This window comes from Pseudomonas persica (genome assembly GCF_900291015.1).
Lineage (GTDB): Bacteria > Pseudomonadota > Gammaproteobacteria > Pseudomonadales > Pseudomonadaceae > Aquipseudomonas.
In genome coordinates this window covers 202,388-227,907 of record NZ_OLKL01000033.1, presented here as the reverse complement: position 1 = coordinate 227,907, position 25,520 = coordinate 202,388, and the positions used below count along the sequence as shown (strand labels likewise).

The 25,520-nt window shown below is 65.3% G+C and carries 18 protein-coding genes and 3 pseudogenes; 13 read left to right on the top strand and 8 right to left on the bottom strand.

Annotated features, from left to right (window positions below; genetic code table 11):
- Positions 1–23: 23 nt before the first annotated feature.
- On the bottom strand, positions 24–1,352 hold the full coding sequence (locus FQ664_RS16585; RefSeq protein WP_144173366.1) for a hypothetical protein: 1,329 nt from the start codon (positions 1,350–1,352) through the stop codon (positions 24–26).
- Positions 1,353–1,797: 445 nt separating this feature from the next.
- Here FQ664_RS16585 and FQ664_RS16580 point away from each other — a divergent pair, with 445 nt between their 5' ends.
- The 8 genes from FQ664_RS16580 to FQ664_RS16545 all read left to right on the top strand — a co-directional run bounded on the left by FQ664_RS16580 (position 1,798) and on the right by FQ664_RS16545 (position 11,191).
- The gene (locus FQ664_RS16580) at positions 1,798–2,538 is read left to right on the top strand and encodes a gluconate 2-dehydrogenase subunit 3 family protein (RefSeq protein WP_144173365.1); all 741 of its coding nucleotides are present in this window, start codon (positions 1,798–1,800) and stop codon (positions 2,536–2,538) included.
- A 3-nt stretch (positions 2,539–2,541) separates the two neighbouring features.
- Positions 2,542–4,326 carry a GMC family oxidoreductase gene (locus FQ664_RS16575; protein WP_144173364.1) on the top strand — a complete coding sequence of 595 codons (1,785 nt, stop codon included), beginning with the start codon at positions 2,542–2,544 and terminating at the stop codon, positions 4,324–4,326.
- Positions 4,327–4,338: 12 nt separating this feature from the next.
- Positions 4,339–5,583: a cytochrome c gene (locus FQ664_RS16570; RefSeq protein WP_144173363.1), complete on the top strand. Its 1,245-nt coding sequence runs from the start codon at positions 4,339–4,341 to the stop codon at positions 5,581–5,583.
- Positions 5,584–6,044: 461 nt separating this feature from the next.
- Entirely contained in the window at positions 6,045–7,064 is a 1,020-nt protein-coding gene (gene ptxS, locus FQ664_RS16565; protein WP_144173362.1) for a transcriptional regulator PtxS, read from the top strand.
- 67 nt (positions 7,065–7,131) lie between these two features.
- A complete protein-coding gene (locus FQ664_RS16560) occupies positions 7,132–7,923 on the top strand; it encodes an AP endonuclease (RefSeq protein WP_144173361.1) in 792 nt (263 codons plus the stop codon).
- Positions 7,916–8,866, top strand: coding sequence for a sugar kinase (locus FQ664_RS16555; RefSeq protein WP_144173359.1), 951 nt, complete (start codon positions 7,916–7,918; stop codon positions 8,864–8,866). Before FQ664_RS16560 ends, FQ664_RS16555 begins: the two co-directional genes overlap by 8 nt.
- A 57-nt stretch (positions 8,867–8,923) precedes the next feature.
- Complete coding sequence (locus tag FQ664_RS16550; RefSeq protein ID WP_144173358.1) at positions 8,924–10,216, top strand: MFS transporter; 1,293 nt, start codon at positions 8,924–8,926, stop codon at positions 10,214–10,216.
- A 12-nt stretch (positions 10,217–10,228) separates the two neighbouring features.
- Complete coding sequence (locus FQ664_RS16545; RefSeq protein ID WP_144173357.1) at positions 10,229–11,191, top strand: 2-hydroxyacid dehydrogenase; 963 nt, start codon at positions 10,229–10,231, stop codon at positions 11,189–11,191.
- 196 nt (positions 11,192–11,387) lie between these two features.
- On the opposite strand, the gene FQ664_RS16540 is transcribed toward FQ664_RS16545, so the two are convergent.
- A complete protein-coding gene (locus FQ664_RS16540; RefSeq protein ID WP_144173356.1) occupies positions 11,388–12,692 on the bottom strand; it encodes an MFS transporter in 1,305 nt (434 codons plus the stop codon).
- A gap of 502 nt (positions 12,693–13,194) precedes the next feature.
- On the opposite strand from FQ664_RS16540, the pseudogene FQ664_RS28305 reads away from it, so the two are divergent.
- Positions 13,195–13,353: pseudogene (locus FQ664_RS28305) on the top strand (hypothetical protein); the annotation flags it as partial.
- Here FQ664_RS28305 and FQ664_RS16530 read toward each other — a convergent pair.
- The 6 genes and pseudogenes from FQ664_RS16530 to FQ664_RS16510 form a co-directional block, all read right to left on the bottom strand.
- Positions 13,295–13,888 carry a hypothetical protein gene (locus FQ664_RS16530; RefSeq protein WP_144173354.1) on the bottom strand — a complete coding sequence of 198 codons (594 nt, stop codon included), beginning with the start codon at positions 13,886–13,888 and terminating at the stop codon, positions 13,295–13,297. The pseudogene FQ664_RS28305 and the gene FQ664_RS16530 overlap by 59 nt on opposite strands.
- A 115-nt stretch (positions 13,889–14,003) precedes the next feature.
- Entirely contained in the window at positions 14,004–15,137 is a 1,134-nt protein-coding gene (locus FQ664_RS16525) for an HlyD family secretion protein (RefSeq protein ID WP_144173353.1), read from the bottom strand.
- A complete protein-coding gene (locus FQ664_RS16520) occupies positions 15,134–16,783 on the bottom strand; it encodes an MFS transporter (RefSeq protein WP_144173351.1) in 1,650 nt (549 codons plus the stop codon). The genes FQ664_RS16525 and FQ664_RS16520 overlap by 4 nt, the downstream gene beginning before the upstream one ends.
- 159 nt (positions 16,784–16,942) lie before the next feature.
- Positions 16,943–18,306, bottom strand: a pseudogene (locus tag FQ664_RS16515) (ATP-binding cassette domain-containing protein); the annotation flags it as partial.
- 76 nt (positions 18,307–18,382) lie between these two features.
- Positions 18,383–18,782: pseudogene (locus FQ664_RS28300) on the bottom strand (LysR substrate-binding domain-containing protein); the annotation flags it as partial.
- A 79-nt stretch (positions 18,783–18,861) separates the two neighbouring features.
- Positions 18,862–19,518 carry an HAD family hydrolase gene (locus FQ664_RS16510; RefSeq protein WP_144173349.1) on the bottom strand — a complete coding sequence of 219 codons (657 nt, stop codon included), beginning with the start codon at positions 19,516–19,518 and terminating at the stop codon, positions 18,862–18,864.
- A 100-nt stretch (positions 19,519–19,618) separates the two neighbouring features.
- Here FQ664_RS16510 and lexA point away from each other — a divergent pair, with 100 nt between their 5' ends.
- Genes lexA through FQ664_RS16490 form a run of 4 tightly spaced genes read left to right on the top strand, consistent with a single transcriptional unit; the run spans position 19,619 to position 25,349 of the window.
- Positions 19,619–20,227, top strand: a complete 609-nt coding sequence (lexA, locus tag FQ664_RS16505; RefSeq protein ID WP_144173347.1) for a transcriptional repressor LexA — start codon at positions 19,619–19,621, stop codon at positions 20,225–20,227.
- A complete protein-coding gene (imuA, locus tag FQ664_RS16500) occupies positions 20,227–20,847 on the top strand; it encodes a translesion DNA synthesis-associated protein ImuA (RefSeq protein WP_144173345.1) in 621 nt (206 codons plus the stop codon). The genes lexA and imuA overlap by 1 nt, the downstream gene beginning before the upstream one ends.
- 6 nt (positions 20,848–20,853) lie before the next feature.
- On the top strand, positions 20,854–22,272 hold the full coding sequence (locus tag FQ664_RS16495; protein WP_144173344.1) for a Y-family DNA polymerase: 1,419 nt from the start codon (positions 20,854–20,856) through the stop codon (positions 22,270–22,272).
- Positions 22,269–25,349, top strand: a complete 3,081-nt coding sequence (locus tag FQ664_RS16490) for an error-prone DNA polymerase (protein WP_144173342.1) — start codon at positions 22,269–22,271, stop codon at positions 25,347–25,349. The genes FQ664_RS16495 and FQ664_RS16490 overlap by 4 nt, the downstream gene beginning before the upstream one ends.
- The last annotated feature ends 171 nt before the right edge of the window (positions 25,350–25,520 follow it).

Below are 25,520 nucleotides of genomic sequence, written 5' to 3'. Positions count from 1 at the left end.
TTGAAGGCTGAGCCTTTGTCTGTTCATGGCACCAGCACCACGTCTTCGGTGTCGCTACCGCCATTGGCACTGGTGACCTGCACCTTGGCCGGCGGGATGGGCGACAGGCTGGTACTCAATGTCTTCACGGCGCCGTTGCCGCTCAGGTTGCCGATCAGCGTGCCGTTGCCGGTATGCGCGGTGAGCACCGGCGGCGTGGTTTCGTCGCTGGTGCTGGCCACCAGGGTCAGTTCGCCGGTGGACAGGCGGTACTGGGCCTGGGTAATGGTGACCAGGTCGGTCAGCGGCACGTTGGCGGTGCTCAGGCTGCTGGTGGGGATTGCCACGCTGTTGTCGGCGGTCAGCGTCAGGATCGTCCCGGCGGCCGGGTCGAGGACCGATTGGGCGTACCAGGCGCCCGTGCCGTTGGCCTCGGAGAGGTTCAGGTTGGGTGTCTGGCTGGTCAGGGCGACGCTGGCCGGCGGCGGCGGGGCCATTACGAAGATGTCCTGCTGGGCGCGCAGGTCGCCGTTTTCGGTATGCCGCGAGTAGGTACTGCGTTGCGGCATCAGCGGGGTTGGCAGGGCCACTTCGGAAAGCTTGCCCGAGACCGCGAACAGCTCGGTGCGCAGGTCGATGCCGCCGGGGCCTTCGATGCGGACATAGTTGGTGTTGAACGGGCTACCGGTCACCCGTTCTTCCAGGTTCGGGTCACCGATGAAGCGCTCGCTGCCTTCGGTGTAGGGGCCGTTGACACTGCGCAGGAACGGTCCGATATCGCCTTTCAGCGCTCCGGTGAAGTCGCCTGCGCCGGCAATGCCGATGTCGCGGGTCAGGTTGATCGCCCGCAGACCGCCCGCAGGTACGTCGAACACTTCGACGCCGTAGGGGTGGGTGATCACATAGGTGCCAGCGGTAGGTACATCGACCCGGATACGCACCCGGGCGAAGCTGACCTGGTCACCATCGACGGGTTCTTCTGCGGCAAATGCCGCCTCGATCGCCGAGACATACGTGAGGTCAATACCGCGGGCGGTGTCGACGATAGTGGCGTCGCCGGTGAACCAGAACGCCTCGTCAGGGAAGTTGGTGGGGAAGACGATGGGTTGGGTATCGTCGAACACGCCGGGGGTGGGCAGCAGCGTGCACATGTACGACGGTGCGCCGGGCGCGCCAGGGACACGCGAGCTGACCGCCTTGCTCAGGCACAGGTCGAGTGTGCGACCGTGGCTGTCCTGGTACCAGGCGGGGAAGTTACCGTTGGCGGGGACATAGGCGCCTGGGTCGACAGCATTCAAGGCAGCCTGCGCCGGAAGCTGGAGCACGCCAGCGAAAATCGCCACTGCCAGCGGGTGAGGTATCGGTCGGTGCATGAGTCATTTCCTCCTGCAAACGGGCCCATGGACTTGGGGCGTCTGGCAGGAAGTCGGCAATAGGCGTGCCAAGCCGCAAAAAATGTGCTGTACGCCTTGCAGGGCAAGGGATCCAATTCTTTGGCAAGGACATTTCCAGGCGTTTGCCGGTGGGCACCGTGCCCCCAAGGTTGGGGGGGGCAAGGTCGTGCAGACCCAATTGTGATATTGGTGTGAACGCAGCCCCTTGGGAGCGGGCTTCGCCCGCAAATGCCAATGTAGCCAGCCAGGCACAGGCCGGCCACAACGTCCGTGACAGCCTTTGAAATGACCAATGAAACCGGTTTCAAAACATTTCTGAACGCGCTAGATTATCCGGCTGTTTTCTTGATGGCCTTTCAAGACCACCCCCATTGAAAATCAGATGGCGCTTATCAAGGCCGCACACCGCCGATGAGGATTCACAATGCCTGAGCATGCCCCAGACAACCCGCGCAGGGATTTTCTGCGCAAGACCTTGACCTTGATCCCTGTGGTCACCGTGGCCAGTACGGGGCTTGGCGTGGGCGCCAGTCAACTGCTGGCGGCCCCGCAACACGAACCCAAAGTGCCGGCCACGCCGCCAGCGGGCCAGTACCAGCCGACCTTCTTCACTGCCGAGGAGTGGGCCTTTGTGCAGGCGGCCGTCGCCCGCATCATCCCGGCCGACGAGCTTGGCCCCGGTGCCCTGGAAGCCGGCGCTGCCGAATTCATCGACCGGCAGATGAACACCCCCTACGCAACCGGCGCGCAGTGGTACATGCAGGGCCCGTTCAAGGCCGACGCCGCGCCTGAACTCGGTTACCAGCTGCAACTCAGCCCGCAGCAGATCTACCGTCTGGGCATTGCCGCCGTGGACGGCTGGTGCAAGGCCAATTCCGGGCAAGTTTTCGCTGCGCAAGATAGCGCTACCCGAGACCATGTTCTCAGCAAGATCGAGGCTGGAGAGCTGGTTTTCGACAGCGTGCCGGCCAAGGTTTTCTTCAGCTTGCTGGTGCAGAACACCCGTGAAGGGTTCTTCTGCGACCCGATCCATGGTGGCAACAAAGGCATGATCGGCTGGACCCAGATCGGCTTCCCCGGCGCCCGCGCCGATTTCATGGATTGGGTCGAGCGCAACGAGCCTTACCCGTTCCCGGCTGTTTCGATCCGTGGCGAGAGGGCCTGAGGCATGGCGACTGTGTTGAAGAAAGTGGATGCGGTGATCGTGGGGTTCGGCTGGGCCGGCGCGATCATGGCCAAGGAGCTGACCGAGGCCGGGCTGCAGGTGGTGGCCCTGGAGCGGGGGCCGATGCAGGACACCTACCCAGAAGGCAGCTACCCGCAGGTGATCGACGAGCTGACCTACAGCGTGCGCAAGAAGCTGTTCGTCGACGTGTCGAAAGAAACCGTCACCATCCGCCACAGCATGAATGACGTGGCACTGCCCAATCGCCAGCTCGGTGCCTTCCTGCCGGGTAAAGGTGTAGGTGGCGCAGGCCTGCACTGGTCGGGCGTGCACTTGCGGGTAGACCCGATGGAACTGCGCATGCGCAGCCACTACGAAGAACGCTACGGGCGCAAGTTCATCCCCGAAGACATGACTATCCAGGACTTCGGGGTCAGCTACGAAGAACTGGAACCGCACTTCGACTTCGCCGAAAAGGTATTCGGTACCTCTGGCCAGGCCTGGACCGTCAACGGCCAGGTCGTTGGCGAAGGGCAGGGCGGCAACCCCTATGCGCCGGACCGGTCCAGCCCGTTCCCGCTGCCTTCGCAGAAGAACGTGGTGTCGGCCAGGCTGTTCGAAAAGGCGGCCGCCAGCCTGGGCTACAAGCCCTACAACTTGCCGTCGGCCAACACCTCAGGGCCGTACACCAACCCGTACGGGGCGCAGATGGGGCCGTGCAACTTCTGCGGTTTCTGCAGTGGTTACGTGTGTTACATGTACTCCAAGGCTTCACCCAACGTGAACATCCTGCCGTCGCTGCGCCAGGTGCCGAACTTCGAATTGCGGCCCAATGCCCATGTGCTGCGGGTCAACCTCGACGACAGCAAGCGCAAGGCCACCGGGGTGACCTACATCGACGCCCAGGGGCGGGAAGTGGAGCAGCCGGCGGACCTGGTGATCCTGGCGGCGTTCCAGTTCAACAACGTGCGCCTGATGCTGCTTTCCGGCATTGGCAAGCCTTACGATCCGGTGAAGAACGAAGGCGTGGTCGGGCGCAATTTCGCCTACCAGAACATGGGCACGGTCAAGGCGTTCTTCGACAAGAACACCTACACCAACAACTTCATCGGCGCCGGTGGCAATGGCATTGCCATCGATGACTTCAACGCCGACAACTTCGACCATGGCCCGCACGGCTTCGTCGGTGGTTCGCCCATGTGGGTGAACCAGGCCGGCACACGGCCGATTGCCGGCGGCGCGACCCCGCCCGGCACGCCGGCCTGGGGCAGCGCCTGGAAGAAGGCTACCGCCGATTACTATACCCACCAGGTGTCGATGGACGCCCACGGCGCCCACCAGTCCTACCGTGGCAACTACCTGGACCTTGACCCGACCTACCGGGATGCCTATGGCCAGCCGCTGCTGCGCATGACCTTCGACTGGCAGGAAAACGATATCAAGATGAACCAGTTCATGGTCGACAAACTCAGCAAGATCGCCCAGGCGATGAACCCCAAGACCATTGCCGTGCTGGGCAAGAAGGTCAAGGACCACTTCAACACCGCCAGCTACCAGACCACGCACCTGAACGGCGGCGCGATCATGGGCAGCGATCCCAAGACCAGTGCTGTGAATCGCTACCTGCAGAGCTGGGATGTGCACAACGTGTTCGTCCCGGGCGCTTCAGCGTTTCCGCAAGGCTTGGGTTACAACCCGACCGGGCTGGTAGCTGCGCTGACCTACTGGTCGGCCCGCGCCATTCGTGAGCAATACCTGAAAAACCCCGGCCCGCTGGTCCAGGCTTGAGGAGCGATGCGCATGAAGACACTGTTGATCGCAACCCTGCTGGGTGCCAGCGTGGCTGCACAGGCTGCGCCAAATGACGATGCGCAGGTGCGCCAGGGCGAGTACCTGGCCCGCGCCGGCGACTGCGTCGCCTGCCATACCGCCAAGGGCGGCAAGCCGTTCGCCGGTGGGTTGCCGATGGAAACGCCGATCGGCACGGTGTACTCCACCAATATCACCCCGGCGGCCAGCGGTATCGGCCAGTACAGCTTCGAAGACTTCGACCAGGCGGTGCGCAAGGGCATCGGCAAGGACGGCAGCACCCTGTATCCCGCCATGCCATACCCGTCCTATGCGCGCGTCAGCGAGCAGGACATGCAGGCGCTGTATGCCTACTTCATGAATGGCGTGGAGCCGGTCGAGCAGCCGAACAAGGCCACCGACATCCCCTGGCCGCTGAGCATGCGCTGGCCGCTGGCGGTCTGGCGTGGGTTGTTCGCGCCAGAGGCCAAGCCCTGGCAGGCGTCGTCGGCGGCCGACCCGGTGGTCAACCGCGGTGCCTACCTGGTCGAGGGCCTGGGGCATTGTGGTGCGTGCCATACGCCGCGGGCGCTGACCATGCAGGAAAAGGCGCTCAGCCCACAGGATGGCGAGCAGTTTCTGGCGGGTAGCGCACCGCTGGAAGGGTGGATCGCCAAGAACCTTCGCGGCGACCACAAAGACGGCCTCGGCAGTTGGAGCGAAGCGCAGCTGGTACAGTTTCTCAAGACCGGCCGTAGCGACCGCAGTGCCGTGTTCGGTGGCATGAGCGACGTGGTCGAGCACAGCATGCAACACATGAGCGACGCCGACCTGACCGCCATCGCCCGCTACCTGAAGACGCTGCCACCGAGCAACCCTGACGACCGGCCGCACGTCTACGACAAACAGGTGGCGGATGCGCTGTGGAAGGGCGACGACAGCAAGCCTGGGGCGGCGGTGTATATCGACAACTGCGCGGCCTGCCACCGTACCGATGGCCAGGGCTATACCCGTGTGTTCCCGGCCCTGGCCGGCAACCCGGTGGTGCAGACGGCGGATGCCACATCGCTGATCCACGTAGTGCTGGCCGGGGGCACGGTGCCGGCGACGCACACGGCGCCGTCGAACTTCACCATGCCGGCGTTCGGCTGGCGCCTGAGTGACCAGGAGGTCGCCGAGGTGGTGAACTTCATTCGCAGCAGTTGGGGTAACCAGGGCAGCGCGGTCACTGCCGGTGATGTGAAAGCCCTCCGTTAACTGCATCCCTCTGTCTGCACCCCCGATCCACTGCGGGAGCGGGTTTACCCGCGAATGCGTCGGCACATTCAACATCGCATTCGCGGGTGAACCCGCTCTCATAGAACCGCACATAACTCGTTGAATTAGCAGGGCCCCTATGGGAGCGGCTTTAGCCGCGAACACCGGCGCAGCCGGTGCCATGCACCGCGTTGGATTCTTCGCGGCTAAAGCCGCACAGGATGCACGGACCGCTTGCGAATTCAGTTCTCTATGCGACAGCGCAGACCAAAGGGCTGGGCCATCCCCCACAGGGTTTCGTATCTTATTTACTATATATATCAGTTAGTTAAAACGTATTCTTGTTGTATTTACTACGCACTGAAATCGCACTCCCGACCAACGGCAGGTTGACGAGCGCGAAAGTTTTTGCTGTATTGAAACCGGTTTCATCGCTATCACAACAATCATAAGGAAAGCCCATGACCGACGCGCCTGCCCATGCCCGCGAACGGGTCACCATCAGTGAAGTAGCGCGTGTCGCTGGCGTTTCCAAGGCCACCGTCTCCCGTTACATCGGTGGTGACCGCCAGTTGCTCGCCGAAGCCACCGCCAAGCGCCTGGAAGCAGTCATCGAACGCCTCGGTTACCGCCCCAACCAGATGGCCCGTGGCCTGAAGCGCGGCCAGACGCGGCTGATCGGCATGCTGGTGGCCGACATCCTCAACCCCTATTCAGTGGCCGTGATGCATGGCGTGGAAACTGCCTGCCGCCAGCACGGCTACAGCCTGGTGGTGTGCAACACCAACCGCGACGACGAGCAGGAGCGTCATCACCTGGTGGCCCTGCAGTCCTACAACGTCGAAGGGCTGATCGTGAACACGCTTGGCCATCACCCCGGCGAACTGCTCAACCTGCAGCGCGACATCCCCATGGTACTGGTCGACCGCCAGTTGCCCGAACTGAATGTCGACCTGGTAGGCCTGGACAATGCCGACGCGGTCGAGCAGGCCCTCGACCACCTGCAGGCGCAGGGCTATCGCGACATCCTGGCGGTAACCGAGCCCCTCGATGGCACCAGCTCGCGCCTGGAGCGGGTACAGGCGTTCGGTGCGTCGGTCAGCCGGCGCCCCGGCATGCGCCAGCAAGTGCTGGAAATCGGCGCCGGGCTGGATGGCCAACTGGCTTCGTTCCTCGCCGGCAGTGGCCATGGCCCGCAGGCCATCTTCACCTGCAACGGTGTCGCTACCCTGGCCGTGACCCGGGCCCTGCACCAGGCAGGGCGCAATCTGTTCGCGGACGTCGGGCTGATCGCCCTCGACAACCTCGACTGGTACCCTTTGGTCGGCAGTGGCATCACTGCACTGGCCCAGCCCACCGAGCGAATCGGCGTGGCAGCATTCGAGAGCCTGCTTGGTCGCCTGCGCGGCGACAGCGGGGCAGCCCGGCGCATCGACTTCAAGGCCGAGCTGATCATCCGAGGTTCAACCCAGCCACAGTAATCACAGGCAGGCATCTGCGTGCCTGCTGCTGCGAAAAAATGAAACCGGTTTCATAAGGACAACAACAATGCACTCGAACCCCGTTTCCATCAGTCTCTCCAGCTACGGCGCCGAGTTTGTCCGGCAACGTGGCCAGGAGCAGTTCATTGACCTGCTGGCTGCCGCTGGCGTTACCCGCGTGGAACTGCGCGAAGAATTGTTCACCCATGCACCGGACACTGCAGCGCTGTCTGCGGCCATTGCCGCGCTGCGCCTGGAGTGCCTGTATTCCACGCCCCTTGAGCTATGGACCGCACAAGGCGTGCCCGACCCGCAGTTGGTGCACAAGCTGGAAACCGCGCGCGCCCTTGGCGCGGTAGCGCTCAAGGTGTCCCTGGGGCACTACCATGCGGGCTGTGACGTCGCAGCCTTGGCGACGCTGTTGCCGACACACGGGCCGTTGCTGCTGGTGGAGAACGACCAGACCGTGCAAGGCGGACGAATTGAACCCCTGCAGCAGTTTTTCCAGCGCGCCGACGAGCTTGGCCTGAACCTGGGCATGACCTTCGACATCGGTAACTGGCAGTGGCAGGGCGAGCCTGCCCGGCACGCCGCACGTCAGCTTGGCCACTGGGTGCGCTATGTGCATTGCAAAGCCGTGCAGCGCCTGGCCGATGGCCGCCTGGCGGCGGTGCCGCCAGAGGCCGCGGACCTGCGGGAGTGGGCAGCGCTGATGGCCGAGTTCACGCCCGGCGTGGTGCGTGCCGTCGAGTACCCGCTGGTGAGCGACGATCTGCTGGCGCTGACCCGTGCCCAGGTGCGCAACCTGGCGGCGCTGGGGCAGGGCGTGGCAACCCGTGAGGAGCTGAGCCATGCATGAGCATGACGTGCTGTGTTTCGGCGAGACCATGGCCATGTTCGTCGCCGAGCAGGCCGGCGACCTGGCCAGTGTCGGCCAGTTCGGCAAGCGTATCGCCGGTGCCGACAGTAACGTGGCCATCGGCCTGGCGCGGCTGGGCTTCAAGGTCCGCTGGCTGAGCCGGGTGGGCGACGATTCGCTCGGCCGTTTCGTGCTCGACAGCTTGCGCCGCGAAGGCCTGGACTGCTCCGGCGTCGAGGTGGATGCCAGCTACCCCACCGGCTTTCAGCTCAAGGCCCGCTGCGATGACGGCAGCGACCCGGCGGTGGAGTACTTCCGCCGTGGTTCGGCGGCTAGCCGCCTGTCGCCAGAGTTGCTTCGCCCAGCCTGGCTGCAGGCCCGCCACCTGCACGCCACCGGCGTCCCGCTGGCGCTGTCGGAGGGCTGCCGGGCGTTGTCCCATGCGTTGGTGGACGCCATGCGTGCCGCCGGGCGCAGTATCTCGTTCGACCCCAACCTGCGCCCTTCGCTGTGGCCTGACCAGAGCAGCATGGTACGCGAAGTCAATGCCCTGGCGGCCAAGGCCGACTGGGTTCTGCCAGGCCTGGAGGAGGGGCGGCTGCTGACCGGTCAGCGCACCCCGGCAGACATCGCCGCGTTCTACCTCGACCAAGGGGTGGAACTGGTGGTGATCAAGCTGGGCGAAGCTGGTGCCTACTTTCGCAGCGCCAAGGCTGAAGGCCAGGTCGCGCCAGTGCCGGTCAGCCATGTGGTAGACACCGTCGGCGCTGGCGATGCCTTTGCTGTCGGCGTGCTCAGCGCGCTGCTGGAGGGCCACCCGGTGGCCGAGGCTGTGACGCGTGGCAACTGGTGCGGTAGCCGCGCCGTGCAGTCACGTGGCGACATGGAAGGGCTGCCGCTGCGCCACGAACTGCAAGCCCACGAGCTGCGCAGAAGTGCGTGAACACTGACCCCGATATACCTGTTGCAACAAAAACAACAAGCTCAGGAGAAACAAACCATGCAAAGCCAAAGCCTGGCGCCTCGCCGCTGGTGGTACATCATCCCGATCGTCTTCTTCACCTATAGCCTGGCCTACCTGGACCGCGCCAACTACGGCTTCGCCGCCGCTTCCGGCATGGCTGAAGACCTGCAGATCACCCCCGCGCTGTCTTCGCTGCTGGGGGCACTGTTCTTCCTCGGTTACTTCTTCTTCCAGGTGCCCGGCGCCATCTATGCCGAAAAGCGCAGTGTGAAGAAGCTGATCTTTGTCTGCCTGATCCTCTGGGGTGGCCTTGCCACGCTCACCGGCGTGGTCAGCAACGTCTACATGCTGATCGGCATCCGCTTCCTGCTCGGGGTGGTAGAGGCGGCGGTGATGCCGGCGATGCTGGTGTACCTGTGCCACTGGTTCACCCGCGCCGAGCGTTCGCGTGCCAATACCTTCCTGATCCTCGGCAATCCAGTGACCATCCTGTGGATGTCGGTGGTGTCGGGCTACCTCATCAAGCATTACGACTGGCGCTGGATGTTCATCATCGAAGGCCTGCCCGCGGTGATCTGGGCGTTCTGCTGGTGGCGCCTGGTGGATGACCGCCCGGCCCAGGTGAACTGGCTGAGCGAGCAGGAAAAGGCCGCCCTGCAGCAGGCGCTGGCCGCCGAGCAGCAAGGCATCAAGCCGGTGAAGAACTACCGCGAGGCGTTCCGTTCGCCGCAAGTGATCATCCTTGCGCTGCAGTACTTCTGCTGGAGCATCGGTGTGTATGGCTTCGTGCTGTGGTTGCCATCGATCCTCAAGCAGGCGGCCAACCTCGATATCGTGCAGGCCGGCTGGCTGTCGTCGGTACCTTACCTGGCAGCGGTGCTGGCCATGGTTGGCGTGTCGTGGGCGTCCGACCGCCTGCAGAAACGCAAGCGCTTCGTCTGGCCGCCACTGCTGATCGCCGCCGTGGCGTTCTATGGCTCGTACGCCCTGGGCAGCGAGCATTTCTGGCTGTCCTACGCGTTGCTGGTGGTCGCCGGCGCTTGCATGTACGCACCCTATGGCCCGTTCTTCGCGATCGTGCCCGAGATCCTGCCGGCCAACGTCGCGGGCGGTGCCATGGCGTTGATCAACAGCATGGGCGCGCTGGGCTCGTTCGGCGGTTCGTGGCTGGTGGGCTATCTCAATGGCGCTACGGGTGGGCCCGGTGCCTCTTATCTGTTCATGTGCGGTGCGTTGCTGAGCGCAGTAGCGCTCACCGCCGCACTCAATACCTCCCAGACGTCTGGCCGGGCCAAGCGCGGCGGTTCGCGTCTGGCCATGAACCATTAGGAAACCTCTGCAATGAAGAAGCGAATCGTCCTGTACAAACGCCTGTCCGACGACTTGATGGCACGCCTGCAAGATCACGTCGAGGTGACCTGGGTGGATACCACCCAGCCCGATGGCCTGGCGCGCCTGCGCGACGCCTTGCCGGGTGCACACGGGCTGCTGGGGGCCAGCCTGCGTCTGGACGCCAGCCTGCTCGACCTGGCGCCACAACTTGAAGTGGTGTCCAGCGTTTCGGTCGGTGTGGACAACTACGATATCGCCGAACTCAGCCGGCGTGGCGTGATGTTGACCAACACGCCCGACGTGCTGACCGAAACCACCGCCGACACTGGCTTTGCCTTGATCCTGGCGACCGCCAGGCGGGTTGTGGAACTGGCGAGCTGGGTGCGAGACGGTCATTGGCAGGCCAACCTTGGCCCGGCGCACTTCGGCAGCGATGTGCACGGCAAGACGCTGGGCATCGTCGGCATGGGCCGCATCGGCGAGGCCCTGGCCCGGCGCGCCGCGGCCGGCTTCGGCATGCGTGTGCTGTATCACAGTCAGCGTGCCAAGCCCGAGGTGGAGGCGTGCTATGCTGCGCGTCAATGCAGCCTGGACGAGCTGTTGCAGCAGGCGGATTTCGTTTGCCTGACCGTGCCGTTGAGTGCCAGCACCGAAGGCCTGATCGGCGCGCGCGAACTGGCGCTGATGAGGCCGCAGGCAATCCTGGTGAACATTTCCCGCGGACGCGTGGTAGATGAGCCAGCGCTGATCGAAGCGTTGCGTGCCCGGCGCATACGCGGCGCCGGCCTGGATGTATTCGTGCAGGAGCCGCTGCCGGCGGACTCGCCGCTGTTGCAACTGGACAACGTGGTGGCGACCCCGCATATCGGCTCGGCGACCGAGGAAACCCGCCAGGCCATGGCGCGTTGTGCGGTGGACAACCTGCTCAGTGCGCTGGCCGGTGAGCGCCCGGTCAACCTGGTGAATGGCTGACGCCAGATCCACAAGCCTGCGCGGCCCCTGTGGGAGCGGGTTCACCCGCGAAGAATCCAACGCGGTGCATGGCACCGGCTGCGCCGGTGTTCGCGGCTAAAGCCGCTCCCACAGGGTCCCTGCTAATTCAATGAGTTATGTGCAGTTCTGTGGAAGCGGCCTTGCGTCGCGAAAGGGCTGCAAGGCAGCCCCCCGATCAATGCGATTCTGAACGCTGCGCCTGCGCTGGCGCTGCACTTTCCACCGGCTCCAGCGGCGGATGCTCCTGCGCCGCATGCATCAGGTCTTCGGTCACCCGCAGTTCGGCACCGGTCGGCGAGAAGGTGGTCGAAGCGGTGAACGGGGCCGGGTGCTCTGCCGCCGGGCGCTTGCCACGGCGCCACATGAAGAAGCACACCATGGCCAGGTTGACCACGGCAAAGGCCCAGAACAACCCGGCCTCGCCAAACTCGGTCATCATCGGCGAAATCGCCACCGGCGCCATGGCCGACCCCAGCGAGTTGATCAGCAGCAGGCCCTGGATCATCGGCACCAGCGCATCGGACGGCGCCCGGTCGGCCGCATGGCTGACCGCCACCGGGTACAGGGTGAACACGCCACCGCCCAGCAGGAACAGCATGGCCGGCAGCAGGACCGAGTCCGACGGCAGGAATACCGTGACCAGCGACAGCAGTACGCACAGCGCGGCGAGGGCGATCAGCACATCCTGGCGGTCCTTGCGGTCGGACCAGCGCCCGACCGGGTATTGCAGCAGCATGGCACCCAGAATCACCCAGGCCATCATGTTGCCGACCTCACCCACATCCAGGCCAATGCGCTGCAGGTACAGGGGCAGCAGGGCATAGATACCGGCAATGGCTACCCCCGAACCGAAGCAGCCGACCAGCCCCGACGGTGCCACGCCCAGCAACTGGCGCGGCTTGAGCGGTTCGACCTGGTCCAGCAGCGGTGACACCCGCGGCAGGATCACGATGGGCAGGACCGACAAGGCGGCGAGCACCCCGGCCAGCATGAACGGTGCGGTGTCACCCATGTGGGTGATTTCGCCAAGGCCGGCCTGGGCGATCACCCCGGCGCCGTAGAAGGCGATCATGTACAGCGCCAGCAGGCGGCCACGGATCTTGGCGTCACCGGCCAGCAGCAGCCAGCTTTCGATCACCAGGAACACGCCCACTGCCGCCCAGCCGTTGACCAGGCGCAGCACCGACCACCAGGTGACGTCGTAGAACAGGCCTTGCAGCAGGATGGTCACGCCGATCAGCGAGGCGAAGCTGGTGTAGGCGCGGATATGGCCGATGCGCAGGATCAGCCGGTCGTTGAAGATGGCACCGAGGGTCAGGCCGATGAAGTAGGTCGAGGAGACTACACCGATGGTGGTGGCTGACTCACCGGCAGCGCCCAGGCGCAGGGTGGTAAGGGAAGACATGAAGCCGTTGCCCAGGGCAATGATGAACAGCCCGAGCAGGGGCGCCAGCGCCATGGCCAGCAAACGCGGAGACATACGTACCTCTAGTTGGATGAGCGGAATGAGCGCCTTTTCGGACGCGCACACCGGCTCGACCCGAACGGGGCCGAGGGGCTGTACGGATGTGCCTGGGCTGGATGCGACCTGGGCAAGACTCAACCGCTGGGCCCTGTGGGAGCCGGGCCGGGCGGGGAGGGTTGAGCCTATTTCACATGTGCGGTCATGTGTTCAGGCACGGACTCTGTCATTGCTGCCGGTTGCCACCGTTCAAGGCGACGGGCGAAAAGGAAGCGGGATTCTACGGGCTTGCGCGGTTTTGCCCAAGGGGCTTGGGTGTGCGACGAGACGCCGCAGCCTGTGGGCGACACCAATGTGTCTTGGGCAGACAACCCGGGGGCTGCAAAGCAGCCCCGGCAATCCCGCAGACTGCGGCATAATGCCCGGCCCACTTCCAAGAAAAGCCACCCCGTCGCTGGTGCTGTCCACCCTCAGCCGCACCGAACTGGACCCGAACGCCTTCACCAGCATGGCCATGGCCTGCCTGGAGCGCGCAGTGCTGGTGGTGCAGTCGGCGATGCCGGTGGCGGTGTTCAACTACCTGATGGCAGTGCGCGCCAACCGCGAACCGGAGCAAGCGGCTATTTGTCCTGCAACCGCCAACCCTGGCTGGTCAGCACCATTTCCCGGGTGTCCTTGAGCGGCATTTCATTGCTGGCCACCGCCTTGCCCAGTTCGGCAACGCTGGCCTTCACTTCTTCATTGGCAGCCCACCCCGGCAACCCGGTGATCTTGTAGGCATAGGTCACACGCGACATTTTCTGCCCGGTCGCTTCGCTCGGCTCACTGAACTGTTCGATGGCCGTGACTTGCGCCTTGCCGAAGCACAGCCCGTTATCCGCCTTGTAATACTTGCGGCCTTCGTCGGTGAGGTCATAGGCGTAGTAGATGTCCGTGCGTGCCGCTTGCCACAGGCGGGCGGGCACCTCGGTGCGCGAGATCTCCTTTTCGCTGACCACGCCTACCTGAGCCAGGGCATGCAACGCCTTGTTGGTGCCATGGAGGTCGAAGTCCTGGGTTCTGGTGGGGAATGAACTGATGACGAAGCAGTGCGGGTATTGGGTATCGAGGTAGGCTTGGGCGGCCTTGTGAAAACTGGCCTCGCTGGTGTCCTCGCTGTTCGAGCAACCGGCCAGGGTTGCCAACAGCGTCAGCGGCAGGATCTTCCTGTACATGGTGACACTTCCTTGAGTGACAAAGGCAAACGGGTCGGGCGCGATTAGAACCTACGGGCTAGAGCGGCGCAATCGTGGCAAGACGGCATCTCCGTGTGGGCCGGTAAAGGCAACATCACTGTTCGCCACGGGTATCGATACTGACCACCACCGACATCCCCGGCCGCAAGCGTCGGGCCTCCGCCTGGTCGGCATCCACGGTGATCCGAACTGGTATGCGTTGGGCAATCTTGACGAAGTTGCCGGTGGCATTGTCCGCCTGCAGCAAGGCGAACTCGGAGCCGGTGGCCGGTGAAACCTGCTGCACGTGCCCGTGGAGCTTCAGGTGGTTCAGCGCATCCACGGTAAAACTCACCGGTTGGCCGATGCGCACATTGGCCATCTGGGTTTCCTTCATGTTGGCAATCACCCACAGGGTATCGGGTACCAGCGCCATCAGCTGCGCGCCGGAGTTGACATAGGCCCCCAGGCGCGTGCCGATCTGCCCCAGCTGGCCGTCGCGCGGGGCGGTGACGCGGGTGTTGTCGAGGTCGATGCGGGCCAGCTCCACGGCGGCCTTGGCGTTTTCCACCGAGGCCTCCAGCGCGGCCCGGTTTACCAGCACGGTTTCGCGGTCCTGGCGGGCGATTTCCAGCGCCGCCTTGGCCTGGGCCAGGCTGGCGACCGCCGCGGCTTCACTGGCGCGGGCCAGGTCCAGGTCGCGGCGCGATACCGAGCCGTCGCTTACCAGCGCCCGGTTGCGGCCGAGATCGGCCTTGGCCTTGGCTGCCTGGGCGGCGGCATCACCAATGGCGGCCTGGCGCTGGGCAATGGTGGCTTCGGCACTGTTGCGTTGCTGCAGGTTGTTGGCCAGAGCCGCCTGTTGTTGCTGCAGCTGGGCGATGGCCTGGGCCAGGCGTTGCTTGTAGATGCGGTCGTCCAGTTGCACCAGCAGGTCGCCGGCCTTGACGAACTGGAAGTCATGCACCGGCACATCGACGATGTAGCCGCTCAGCTGCGGCCCGATGATGGTCACCTGGCCGCGCACCAGGGCGTTCTCGGTGCTTTCGATGGCGCTGCTGAATGGCGGCAGGCGCCAGGCATACAGCACCAGCAGGATGCCGGCCAGGGCCACGCAGGCGAAGCTGATCGACGACAGGATACGCACCCGCCGTGAACGCACCGGGCTGGTCGGCTTGCTGGGCGGTGTGACGCCTTCCGGGGTTTCGGCGATGGCAGTGGTGGTCGTGGTGCGGGTGTCGTCAGTCATCGGGTGGGCGCGCCGGAGGTGGAGTCAGGGGAAAGGGCCTGGCGTTTTGTGTGCCAGAGCCAGGTGCTACGGATGCAGATCCAGATCATGGTCAGGATAGCGATGCTGCCAATCAGCGCGAACACATCGTTGTAGGCCATGACATTGGCTTCGCGGGTGGCGGCACTGGCCAGCAGGCGCATGCCGGCTTCGCTGCGCAGGGCCGGGTCGGCGATGATGCCGCCGTAGCCGGCGCCGCCACTTTGCACGCGCGCTGTGACCAAGGGCTCCAGATAGCTGAGGTGGTCCATCAAGTGGCTGGAGTGGAATTTTTCCCGCCAGGTCTGGAAGGTGCCCAGCAGCGCGGCGCCAATCAGGCCGCCGAGGTTGTTGCAGATGCCGAACAGCACCGAAAAACTTACCAGGTTGCGCGGGTTGGCGCGCACATGGCTGATGCCAAGGGCCATGGACGGGCCGAGGAAGAAGGTGCTGCCGAACGCCAGCAGGAACTGGCTGAGGTACATCTGCGCGGGGCGGGTGAGGTTGCTCGAACTGCTGTCCATGAAGGCGCCGGTAGCCATGGCCAGCAGCGAGACCAGCAGCGGGATCACCAGGTGGTTGGGGTCGATGGTGAGTGCACTGCAGACCAGGCCGGCCACCGCGCCCAGCAGCATGACCCCGTATAGCGTACGCATCTGCTCGCTGCCCATGTTCAATGCCTGCAGGAAACCGACCGCACCGGTGGACTGCTCCGAGGTGACCATGCGGATCAGTACCACGCACAGGGCCAGGCGAATGATTGCGCCGCTGCCCAGCCAGCGGGTCATCAGCAGTGGGTTCTGGCGGTTGTGCTCGATGGCCAGGCCACTGAAGATCAACGCGATCGAGGCCGCCAGGGCCACGCCGATCCACGGCGCCTCCAGCCACCAGTCGATGCGCCCCAGCGACAGCACGGCGCAGAGCAGGGCGGTGCCGCTGGCCATCAGCGAGAAGGTGAGGAAGTCCAGCGGCTCGAAGGTCTTGAAGCGGTCACCGGGGGGCAGCTTGAGCATCAGCACGCAGCCCAGCGCGGCCAGCGCCAGGCCCAGCTCGAACAGGTACAGGCCGCGCCATTCGGCGATCTGCAGCAGGTCTTCGGAAAAGATCCGCGCCAGCGGCAACGCCAGTTGCGAGGCGCCCAGGCCCAGCACCATTGCCTTTAGCCGCCACTGTGCCGGGAACGCCTGGATCATGTAGTAGAGCCCCAACGAGCTGAGCGCGGCACCGACCATGCCATGGGCTGCACGCACGGCGATGGCCGAGTTGAGGTCGTTGACCAGCAGGTGGGCGAAGGTGACCAGGGCATAGAGCACCAGGAACACCTCGGTGAACGCGCGCAGCCCGAACTGCTGGCGGAACTTCACCAGCAGCAGGTTGATGGACACGTTGGTCATTACGTAGGCGGCCGGCAGCCAGGCCATTTCCGCCGTTGTTGCGCCCAGCGCACCTTGCAGGAACACCAGGTTGGCGGTGACCAGCGCGTTGCCCAGGCCACCGGTGATTGCCACCAGCAGGCCGACCACGCCATAGGCCAGGCGTTTGGCGGGCGTGTGCAGGGGCGTGGAGGGCGAGCCCGGGAGGCTGGGTTTTTCGTGGGGGAGCCACTGGCGGGGGGCGTATTTGTCCATAGGGCAGACTGTACTTGAGGGAACTTGGGGTGAAAACAGTCTACCGCCTGTACTGGCCTCTTCGCGGGCACGCCCGCTCCCACAGGGATCACCACAGGTCTTGGAAACTATGCAGAACCCGTGGGAGCGGGTTCACCCGCGAAGAGGCCGGTACAGGCGCTACAAGGCCTTGGCCAAAAACTCCGCTGTCCGGCTTTCCTGGCACTCCGCCACCACCTGCGGCGTCCCACTGACCACCACCTGCCCCCCGGCATCCCCGGCCCCTGGCCCAATGTCGATCACCCAGTCGCTCTGCGCCACCACGCGCATGTCATGCTCGACCACCACCACGCTGTGCCCGCTATCGACCAGGCGGTTAAGCTGCACCAGCAGCCGGTCGATGTCCTGCGGGTGCAAACCGTTGGTAGGCTCGTCCAGTACATACAACGTCGCCCCGCGGGTCATGCGTTGCAGCTCGGTGGCCAGCTTGATGCGCTGCGCCTCGCCGCCAGACAGTTCGGTTGCCGGCTGTCCCAGGCGCAGATAGCCCAGGCCGATATCCTGCAGCACCTGCAGGCAACGCCGCGCCGCTGGCTGTTCGGCGAACACCTGCAGGGCCTGGTCGACGGTCAACTGCAGCACCTGCGCAACATTCATGCCTTGCCAGTTCACCGCCAGGGTTTCCGGGTTGTAGCGGGCGCCATGGCAGGTCGAACAGGCCGGTGTAGGTGGCCAGGTTGGAGCGGGGCGTGCGGCCGATCGGCTTCTGGTCGACCTGGACCAGGCGCTTGATGCTGCCAAGGCCCGCACTCACCTGCCCGCTGCTGGCTTGTTCGGTCTCATCTTCCAGGCTCTGCTCTTCGGGCTCGTTGCGCTGGTCGGCCTGGCCCAGGTGCGTACCCACCAGCTCCAGCAGGGCCTGGCTGACCAGGCTCGACTTGCCCGAGCCGGAGATACCGGTAACGGCGGTAAAGCAGCCCAGCGGGAATTCGGCACTGAGGTTGTTCAGGTTGTTGCGGCAGATGCCTTCGAGCTTCAGCCAGTCGTGGGCCTGGCGTGGCGTGCGCGTGGTCTGGGCCGATGCACTGAACAGGTAGGCCCGGGTGCAAGCCGGCCGACGGCTCGTCGAGCACGTAGATCACGCCAAACAACTGCGAGTTCAACTGGGTGGCCAGGCGCAGGCGCTGTAGCTCGCCAGAGGACAGGGTCGGGGTGCTGCGCTCCAGGGCCAGGTAGCCCAGACCCAGGTCGAGCAGGGGGCCGATGCGTTCGAGCAACTCGTTGGCGATGCGTTGTGCGGCGAGGCGTTTTTCCAGGGTCAGGTTGTCGTCGTGCTGCTCCAGATAGCCCGGTGCAGCGACCTGGCGGAACACCTCGGCCAGCGCCTGCAACGACAACCGCGACAGCTCACCGATGTCGCGACCGGCGAAGGTTACGTCCAGCGCCGCACGCCTGAGCCGCTTGCCCTGGCACAACGGGCACGGGCTGGGGCGCATGTACTGCGACACACGCTTGCGCATCTGCGCGTTCTGCGAGTGCATGAAGGGCACGGGAGTAGAGCATGCGGATCGAGCTGGACAGCGTGGTGACGCTGCCCACCGACGAGCGCGCGCTGGGCGAGCCGCGTTGCTGCTGCAAGCGATATTGCGGCTTCAGGGCAATCAACCGGACCCGGTTTTCGTACACCGCCGCGATACGCCCGGGCAGCAGGGCAAAGCCCACGCCCGAGCTGACCATGCTCAGCAGGGTGAAGATATCGTTCACCTGCATGGCCACCTTGGGTTCGAAGCCGGCCTGCTGGAATACCCGTGCGCCATCGCGGTGGGTGGCAAAGCCCTGGGTCAGGGTAATGTGAGTAGAGCGCGCCCAGGCGGAAGCGTTCGGCGTAGAAGCCGGCGGCCTCGCGGGTCTGGCGGACCATCTGCTCGGCGTCCTGGATCAGCTGGCGAGCTTTCTTTTCCAGCACGAAGGCGAGGAAGGTTTCCAGCTTCTTGAGGGTCAGTTCTTCGTCGATCAGCATGGGTTGGCCTGGGTGTGCACAAGGGCAGGGGCATGCATATTGCATTGCAATCCTGGGGCTGCTTCGCAGCCCCGTAGGCTCATTGCATGGATCCGATCAAGGCCCATAACTCTGGGTCGTTGAAATCATCGATCACCAACCCGGCCCCCGCCGCCAGCAACCTCTCTGGCGCCTGCGTAGTGGCCATGCCCACGGTAAAGATCCCCGCGCCGCTCGCTGCTGCCACCCCCGGCAGCGAATCCTCGAAGGCCAGTGCCTGCCCGGCCTCGGCACCCAGCCGCTGCAACCCGGTCAGGTAGGGCAACGGGTCCGGCTTGGGCCGTGCCAGTTCCTCGGCCACCAGCACATGCGCGAAGTGCTGGCCCAGGCCCATGGCGTTCAACATGTGCTCGGCGTTCAGCCGCGGCGCATTGGTCACCACGCACATGCCGATGTCACGAGCCCGGGCATGTTCCAGCAGGCGCACAAGGCCTGGTATCGGCTCCAGAGACGGCGACATGTCGCGGAACAGTGCCTCCTTGCGGTCGGCCAGCACCTGGCACTGCTCGGCACTGGCACCGGCAAACAGCTCGGCGAACAGCTCGCCATTGGCACGGCCGCTGACCTGGGCATCGAACTGCGCCTGGCTCAGTTCGCGGCCGTCATGCTCGCGCAGCAGCTGGCGAAAGGCCTGCAGGTGCAAGGTGTCAGTGTCGGTGAGGGTTCCGTCGAGGTCGAACAGCAGGGCAGTCAGCATTGGATATCCAGATCAAAAATCACACGCCTGGGGATGATAGCGAAAGCCGACGACGAAGGGGGCTGTTCAGCGTGCTCCGAAAGGAGTACAAATGTGCCCCATGGACAATCTCACCCCAAAACGTCGCGCCATCTTCGAGTTCATCCGTGAGCGCATCGCCGATCACGGCCAGCCACCGAGCCTGGCCGATATCGCCACGCGCTTCGGTTTTGCCTCGCGCAGTGTGGCGCGCAAGCACATCACCGCCCTGTGCCAGGCCGGTTACATCGATGTCACGCCGAACCAGGCGCGGGGCATTCGCCTGGCCGAACCGCTGCGCCGCCCGGAAATCCTCGAAGTGCCGGTGCTGGGCCAGGTGGCGGCGGGCGCCCCCATCGGCCCGGACCTCGACATTCACGAGCAGTTGCTGCTCGACCCCAGCCTGTTCCGCCGTACCCCCGACTACCTGCTGAAGGTGCGTGGCGACTCGATGATCGACGACGGCATTTTCGACGGCGACCTGGTTGGCATCCTCCAGCAGGCCGACGCCCGCGATGGCCAGATCGTGGTCGCGCGCCTGGACGGCGAGGTGACCATCAAGCGCCTGCAACGCCAGGGTGGCGGTTACCGGCTGTTGCCCCGCAACCCGGCCTATGCGCCCATCGATGTGCGACCTGAACAGGCGTTCTTCATCGAAGGCGTGTTCTGCGGCTTGCTGAGGCGTGACTGATGGGCGCGGTGGTCGACCTCGACAGGCTGCTCGACCAGCGCCAGGTATGGCGCGGCCGGCAGGCCCAGGCGCGGCCACTCGGCCTGCAGCCCACGGGCCATGCCATCCTTGACCAGCGTCTGCCGGAAGGCGGCTGGCCGGCGGCTGCCCTTAGCGAACTGTTGTTGGCCAGCCCTGGCTGTGGCGAATTGCAGCTACTGTGGCCAACGTTGGCCCGCCTGAGCGCTGAAGCCAGTCGAATCGTGCTGGTGGCACCGCCATTCATTCCTTACGCCCCGGCCTGGCAGGCCGCGGGGGTGGACCTGCGCTGGCTGGTACAGGTGGACGCCGCACCTGCCGATGCCCTGTGGGCTGCCGAGCAGTGCCTGCGTTCCGGCAGTTGCGCGGCGGTGCTGTGCTGGCCGGAACGTGCCGATGACCGCGCCCTGCGGCGCTTGCAGGTAGCTGCCGAAACCGGCCAGGCGCTGGCCTTCGCCTGCAGGCCGCAACAGGCGGCGCACAACCCTTCACCTGCTGCACTGCGCATTGCCGTCGACACCCGTCCGGCACAATGGCGCGTGCTGAAAAGCCGTGGTGGCATGCCGCCGGCGCTGCCCATCGCCTGCCCGGGGCGGGGCTGATGCAGCATGCTCTGGGCCTGCATCCTGTTCCCGCAGCTGGCGCTGGACACGGTCCTGCGTGAGCGTGACGACCCCGATACACCCCTGGTGCTGCTTGGCGGGCCGACCCAGCGCCGCGTACTGCAGGCGGTCAACCCGGCGGCGGCCGCACTCGGCCTGCGGGCCGGGCAAACCCTGACGGCGGCGCGTGCGCTGGCCGATGGCTTCAGCTGTGTCGCAGCCGACCCCAGGCGCATCGACCAGGTGCAGCAGTTGCTGGCGGCCTGGGCCTATCGCTTCAGTGCCCAGGTCAGCCTGCACTACCCACGGGCGCTGTTGCTGGAAGTGGGTTCCAGCCTGCAACTGTTCGGCCCCTGGCCGGTGTTCGAGGCACGCCTGCGCCAGGAACTGGCGGAACTGGGCTTGCGCCAACGCATCGTCCTGGCCAGCAACCCGGTGGCGGCGCGCATGCTCGCCAACGGCCACGATAGCCTGGCCGTGAGCGATGCCGACGCCACCCGTGCGGCGCTGCTGGGTATGCCCATCGAGCGTATCGGCTTGCCTGCACAGGCTGCCGAAGCCTTTGCCCGCATGGGCCTGCGCCAGTTGGGCCAGGTACTGGCCTTGCCCCGCGACAGCCTGGCCAGGCGCTTTCCGGCCCAGGTGCAGTTGCACCTTGACCAGTTGCTCGGCCTGCGCAACCTGGGGTTGGACTTCTATCAGCCACCGGACCGTTTCGAGAGCCGGCTGGAGCTGAACTTCGACGTCGAATCACACCAGGCCCTGCTGTTCCCGCTGCGACGCATGCTCAACGACCTTGCCGCGTTCCTCGCCGGACGTGACTGTGGGGTGCAGCGTTTCTGCCTGCACCTGGAACACGCCGAAGGGCCGGATACCTTGCTCAAGGTAGGCCTGCTGGCCGCTGAACGCGATGCCGCGATGCTGTTCGAACTGGCGCGCGGGCGCCTGGAACCGCTGCGCATTCGCGCAGCGGTGCGCAACCTGCGGCTGGTTGCCGAGGACCTGCCACCCTTTGTACCGCAACACCAGGCATTGTTCGACCCGCGTGCGCAACAGGCGCAACCCTGGGAACAATTGCGTGAACGGCTGCGTGCCCGCTTGGGAGATGAGGCGGTCAAGGGCCTGAGCGTGGCAGCCGATCATCGCCCCGAATGTGCCTGGCAAGCGCTAGAGCAGGGTGCCCAGGGCAACCTGCCGGTGGCCCCTGGCAGCCGCCCTGGCTGGTTGCTGTCGGCCCCCATGGCGCTGGACGAAGCCGGCTACCGCGTGCAAGGCCATGCCGAGCGCATCGAGTCGGGCTGGTGGGATGGCGGCGATGTGCGCCGCGACTATTACCGAATCGAAACCCGTGACGGCCTGCGCGGCTGGGCCTACCGCGACCTGAGCAAGGCCGGCCCGTTGTGGCTGCAGGGCTGGTTCGCATGAACACCCCGGGTTATGCCGAGCTGCATTGCCTGTCCAACTTCAGCTTCCAGCGCGGCGCGTCGAGCGCCGACGAGCTGTTTCGGCGCGCGCGCGAACAGGGCTACCAGGCTTTGGCGATCACTGATGAATGCACCTTGGCCGGCATCGTCCGAGCCTGGCAGGCGGCGAAGGAACACCAGCTGCGGCTGATCGTGGGCAGTGAAGTGCAGTTGCAGGACGGCCCCAGGCTGGTGCTGCTGGTGCAGGACCTGGCCGGCTACCAGAACCTGTGCGCGCTGATCACCCGGGCCCGACGGCGGGCGCAGAAGGGCGAGTACCAACTGTTTCGCGATGACCTGCAGCAGCATCATCAGGGCCTGCTGGCATTGTGGGTGGCCGATGACCGCGGCGATACCAGCCCCGGGCAGTGGCTGCGCAGCGTGTTCGGCGAGCGCCTGTGGCTGGCCGTGCACCTGCACCGCGGCAATGACGATGGCTTGCGCCTTGAACGCTTGCGCGGCCTGGCGGCCAGGGTCGGCATTCGCGCCGTGGCCTGTGGCGACGTGCACATGCACGTGCGCGGTCGCCGCGCCTTGCAGGATTGCATGACCGCCATTCGCCAGCATTGCCAAGTGGCCGAGGCCGGGCGCTTCCTGTTTGCCAATGGTGAGCGGCACCTGCGTAGCCAGGCGCAACTGGGCGAACTCTATCCCGCCGACCTGCTGGCCGAGACCCTGGCCATCGCTGCGCGCTGCCAGTTCGAACTGAGCGAGTTGAAATACCAGTACCCACGCGAACTGGTGCCCCAGGGGCATACCCCAGCGAGCTGGTTGCGTGAATTGTGCCGGCAGGGTTTGCCGTTGCGCTGGCCAGAAGGGCCGAGCAGCAAGGTGCGGGAAGTGCTGGCCAAGGAGCTGGCGCTGATCGAGGAGCTGGGCTACGAAAGCTACTTCCTGACAGTGCACGACATCGTCGCCTTCGCCCGCAGCCAGCGCATTCTGTGCCAGGGCCGGGGTTCGGCTGCCAATTCGGTGGTGTGCTTCGTGCTGGGCATCACCGAGCTTGACCCCATGGAGCACCACCTGCTGTTCGAGCGCTTCCTGTCGCGCGAGCGCAACGAGCCACCGGACATCGACGTGGACTTCGAGCACGACCGGCGCGAGGAGGTGATCCAGTATGTATTCCGTCGCTATGGCCGGCACCGGGCGGCGCTCACGGCGGTGGTCAACACCTACCATGGCGCCGGTGCGGTGCGGGATGTGGCGCGGGTGCTGGGGCTGCCCGCCGATCAGGTGGATGCCCTGGCCAAATGCTGTGGCCGCTGGAGCGATCGCCTACCCGATGACCAACGCCTGGCCGAAGCCGGTTTCGAGGCAGGTAGCCCTTCGCTGCGGCGGGTGCTGGTACTGGCCGGCGAACTGATCGGCTTCCCCCGGCACCTGTCACAGCACCCGGGAGGTTTCGTTATCTCGCAGCAACCCCTGGACGAGTTGGTACCGGTGGAGAATGCCGCGATGCCGGAGCGCACGGTGATCCAGTGGGACAAGGACGACCTGGACATGGTCGGCCTGCTCAAGGTCGATGTACTGGCGCTGGGCATGCTCAGCGCCTTGCGTCGTTGCTTCGACCTGCTGCAACACCACCGTGGCCGGCACCTGACCCTGGCGACCATCCCCGGCGAAGACCCGGCCACCTACGCCATGATCAGCCGTGCCGAGACCATGGGCGTGTTCCAGATCGAGTCACGCGCGCAAATGGCCATGCTGCCACGGCTGCGACCCGAAACGTTCTACGACCTGGTCATCGAGGTAGCCATCGTCCGCCCCGGGCCGATCCAGGGCGATATGGTCCACCCTTACCTGCGCCGGCGGCTGAAGCAGGAGCCGGTGACGTACCCCTCGCCGCAACTGAAGGAAGTGTTCGAGCGCACCCTGGGCGTGCCGCTGTTCCAGGAGCAGGTGATGGAGCTGGCGATGGTCGCGGCCGACTACACCCCGGGCGAGGCCGACCAGTTGCGCCGCAGCATGGCCGCCTGGAAGCGCCACGGCGGCCTGGAGCCGCACCGCGAGCGGCTGGTGCAGGGCATGTTGCGCAATGGTTACGAGCTGGCGTTTGCCGAGCGCATCTTCGAGCAGATCAAGGGCTTTGGCAGCTATGGCTTCCCGGAATCGCACGCGGCCAGCTTTGCCTTGTTGTGCTATGCCAGCAGTTGGCTCAAGTGCCATGAACCGGCGATTTTCACCTGCGCGCTGGTCAACAGCTGGCCCATGGGTTTCTACAGCCCCGACCAGTTGCTGCAAGAGGCCCGGCGCCAGGGCATCGAGGTAAGGCCGGTGGATGTGTGCCACAGTGACTGGGACTGCACGCTTGAGCCTGAGCCAGCAGGGGCCCTGGCCCTTCGCATGGGCTTGCGCCTGGTGCGCGGTTTTGCCGAGGCCGATGCCAGGCGCCTGGCGCAGGCGAGGGCGCAGCGGCCATGGCGCGATGTGGAAGACCTGTGCCTGCGTGCCGGGCTCGACTCGCGTGCTCGCACCCACCTGGCCGATGCCGGCGCGTTGCGCGCCTTGGCCAGCGACCGGCACCAGGCGCGCTGGCTGGTGGCGGCGGTGCAGCCGCAACTGCCTTTGTTCGCCGATGTGGAAGCCTTGCCGGAAAGCACCGTTGCACTGCCTGTCCCCAGCGTGGCAGAGGACCTGATGGCCGATTACCAGACCCTTGGTACCACGCTTGGGCCGCATCCCTTGACCTTGTTGCGCTCACGCCTGCGGGCGCTGGGCTGTCGCAGTTCGTGTGAACTGCAAGCTGTCGGGCATGGCGACCACATTGCCGTGGCCGGGCTGGTGGTGGGCCGCCAGCGGCCACAGACCGCCAGTGGCGTGACCTTCGTCACCCTGGAGGACGAGCACGGCATGGTCAATGTGGTGGTGTGGCGGGATCTGGCCGAACGGCAGCGGCGGGCGCTGGTGGGGGCGCAGTTGCTCAAGGTCAGCGGGCGCCTGGAGCAGGAGAATGGCGTGCGCCACCTGATTGCGCGGCGGCTGGAGGATGTAAGCCCGCTGTTGCAAGGGCTGGATGTGCGCAGCCGGGACTTCCATTAATCCCCGGCACCATACGCAAAATCTTGATCTTTGCGCGGTCCCCTGTGGGAGCGGCTTTAGCCGCGAACACCGGCGCAGCCGGTGCCATGCACCGCGTTGGATTGTTCGCGGCTAAAGCCGCTCCCACAGGGCGCGAGGATTGCTTGCGAATTCAGTTCTCTTTGCGACAGC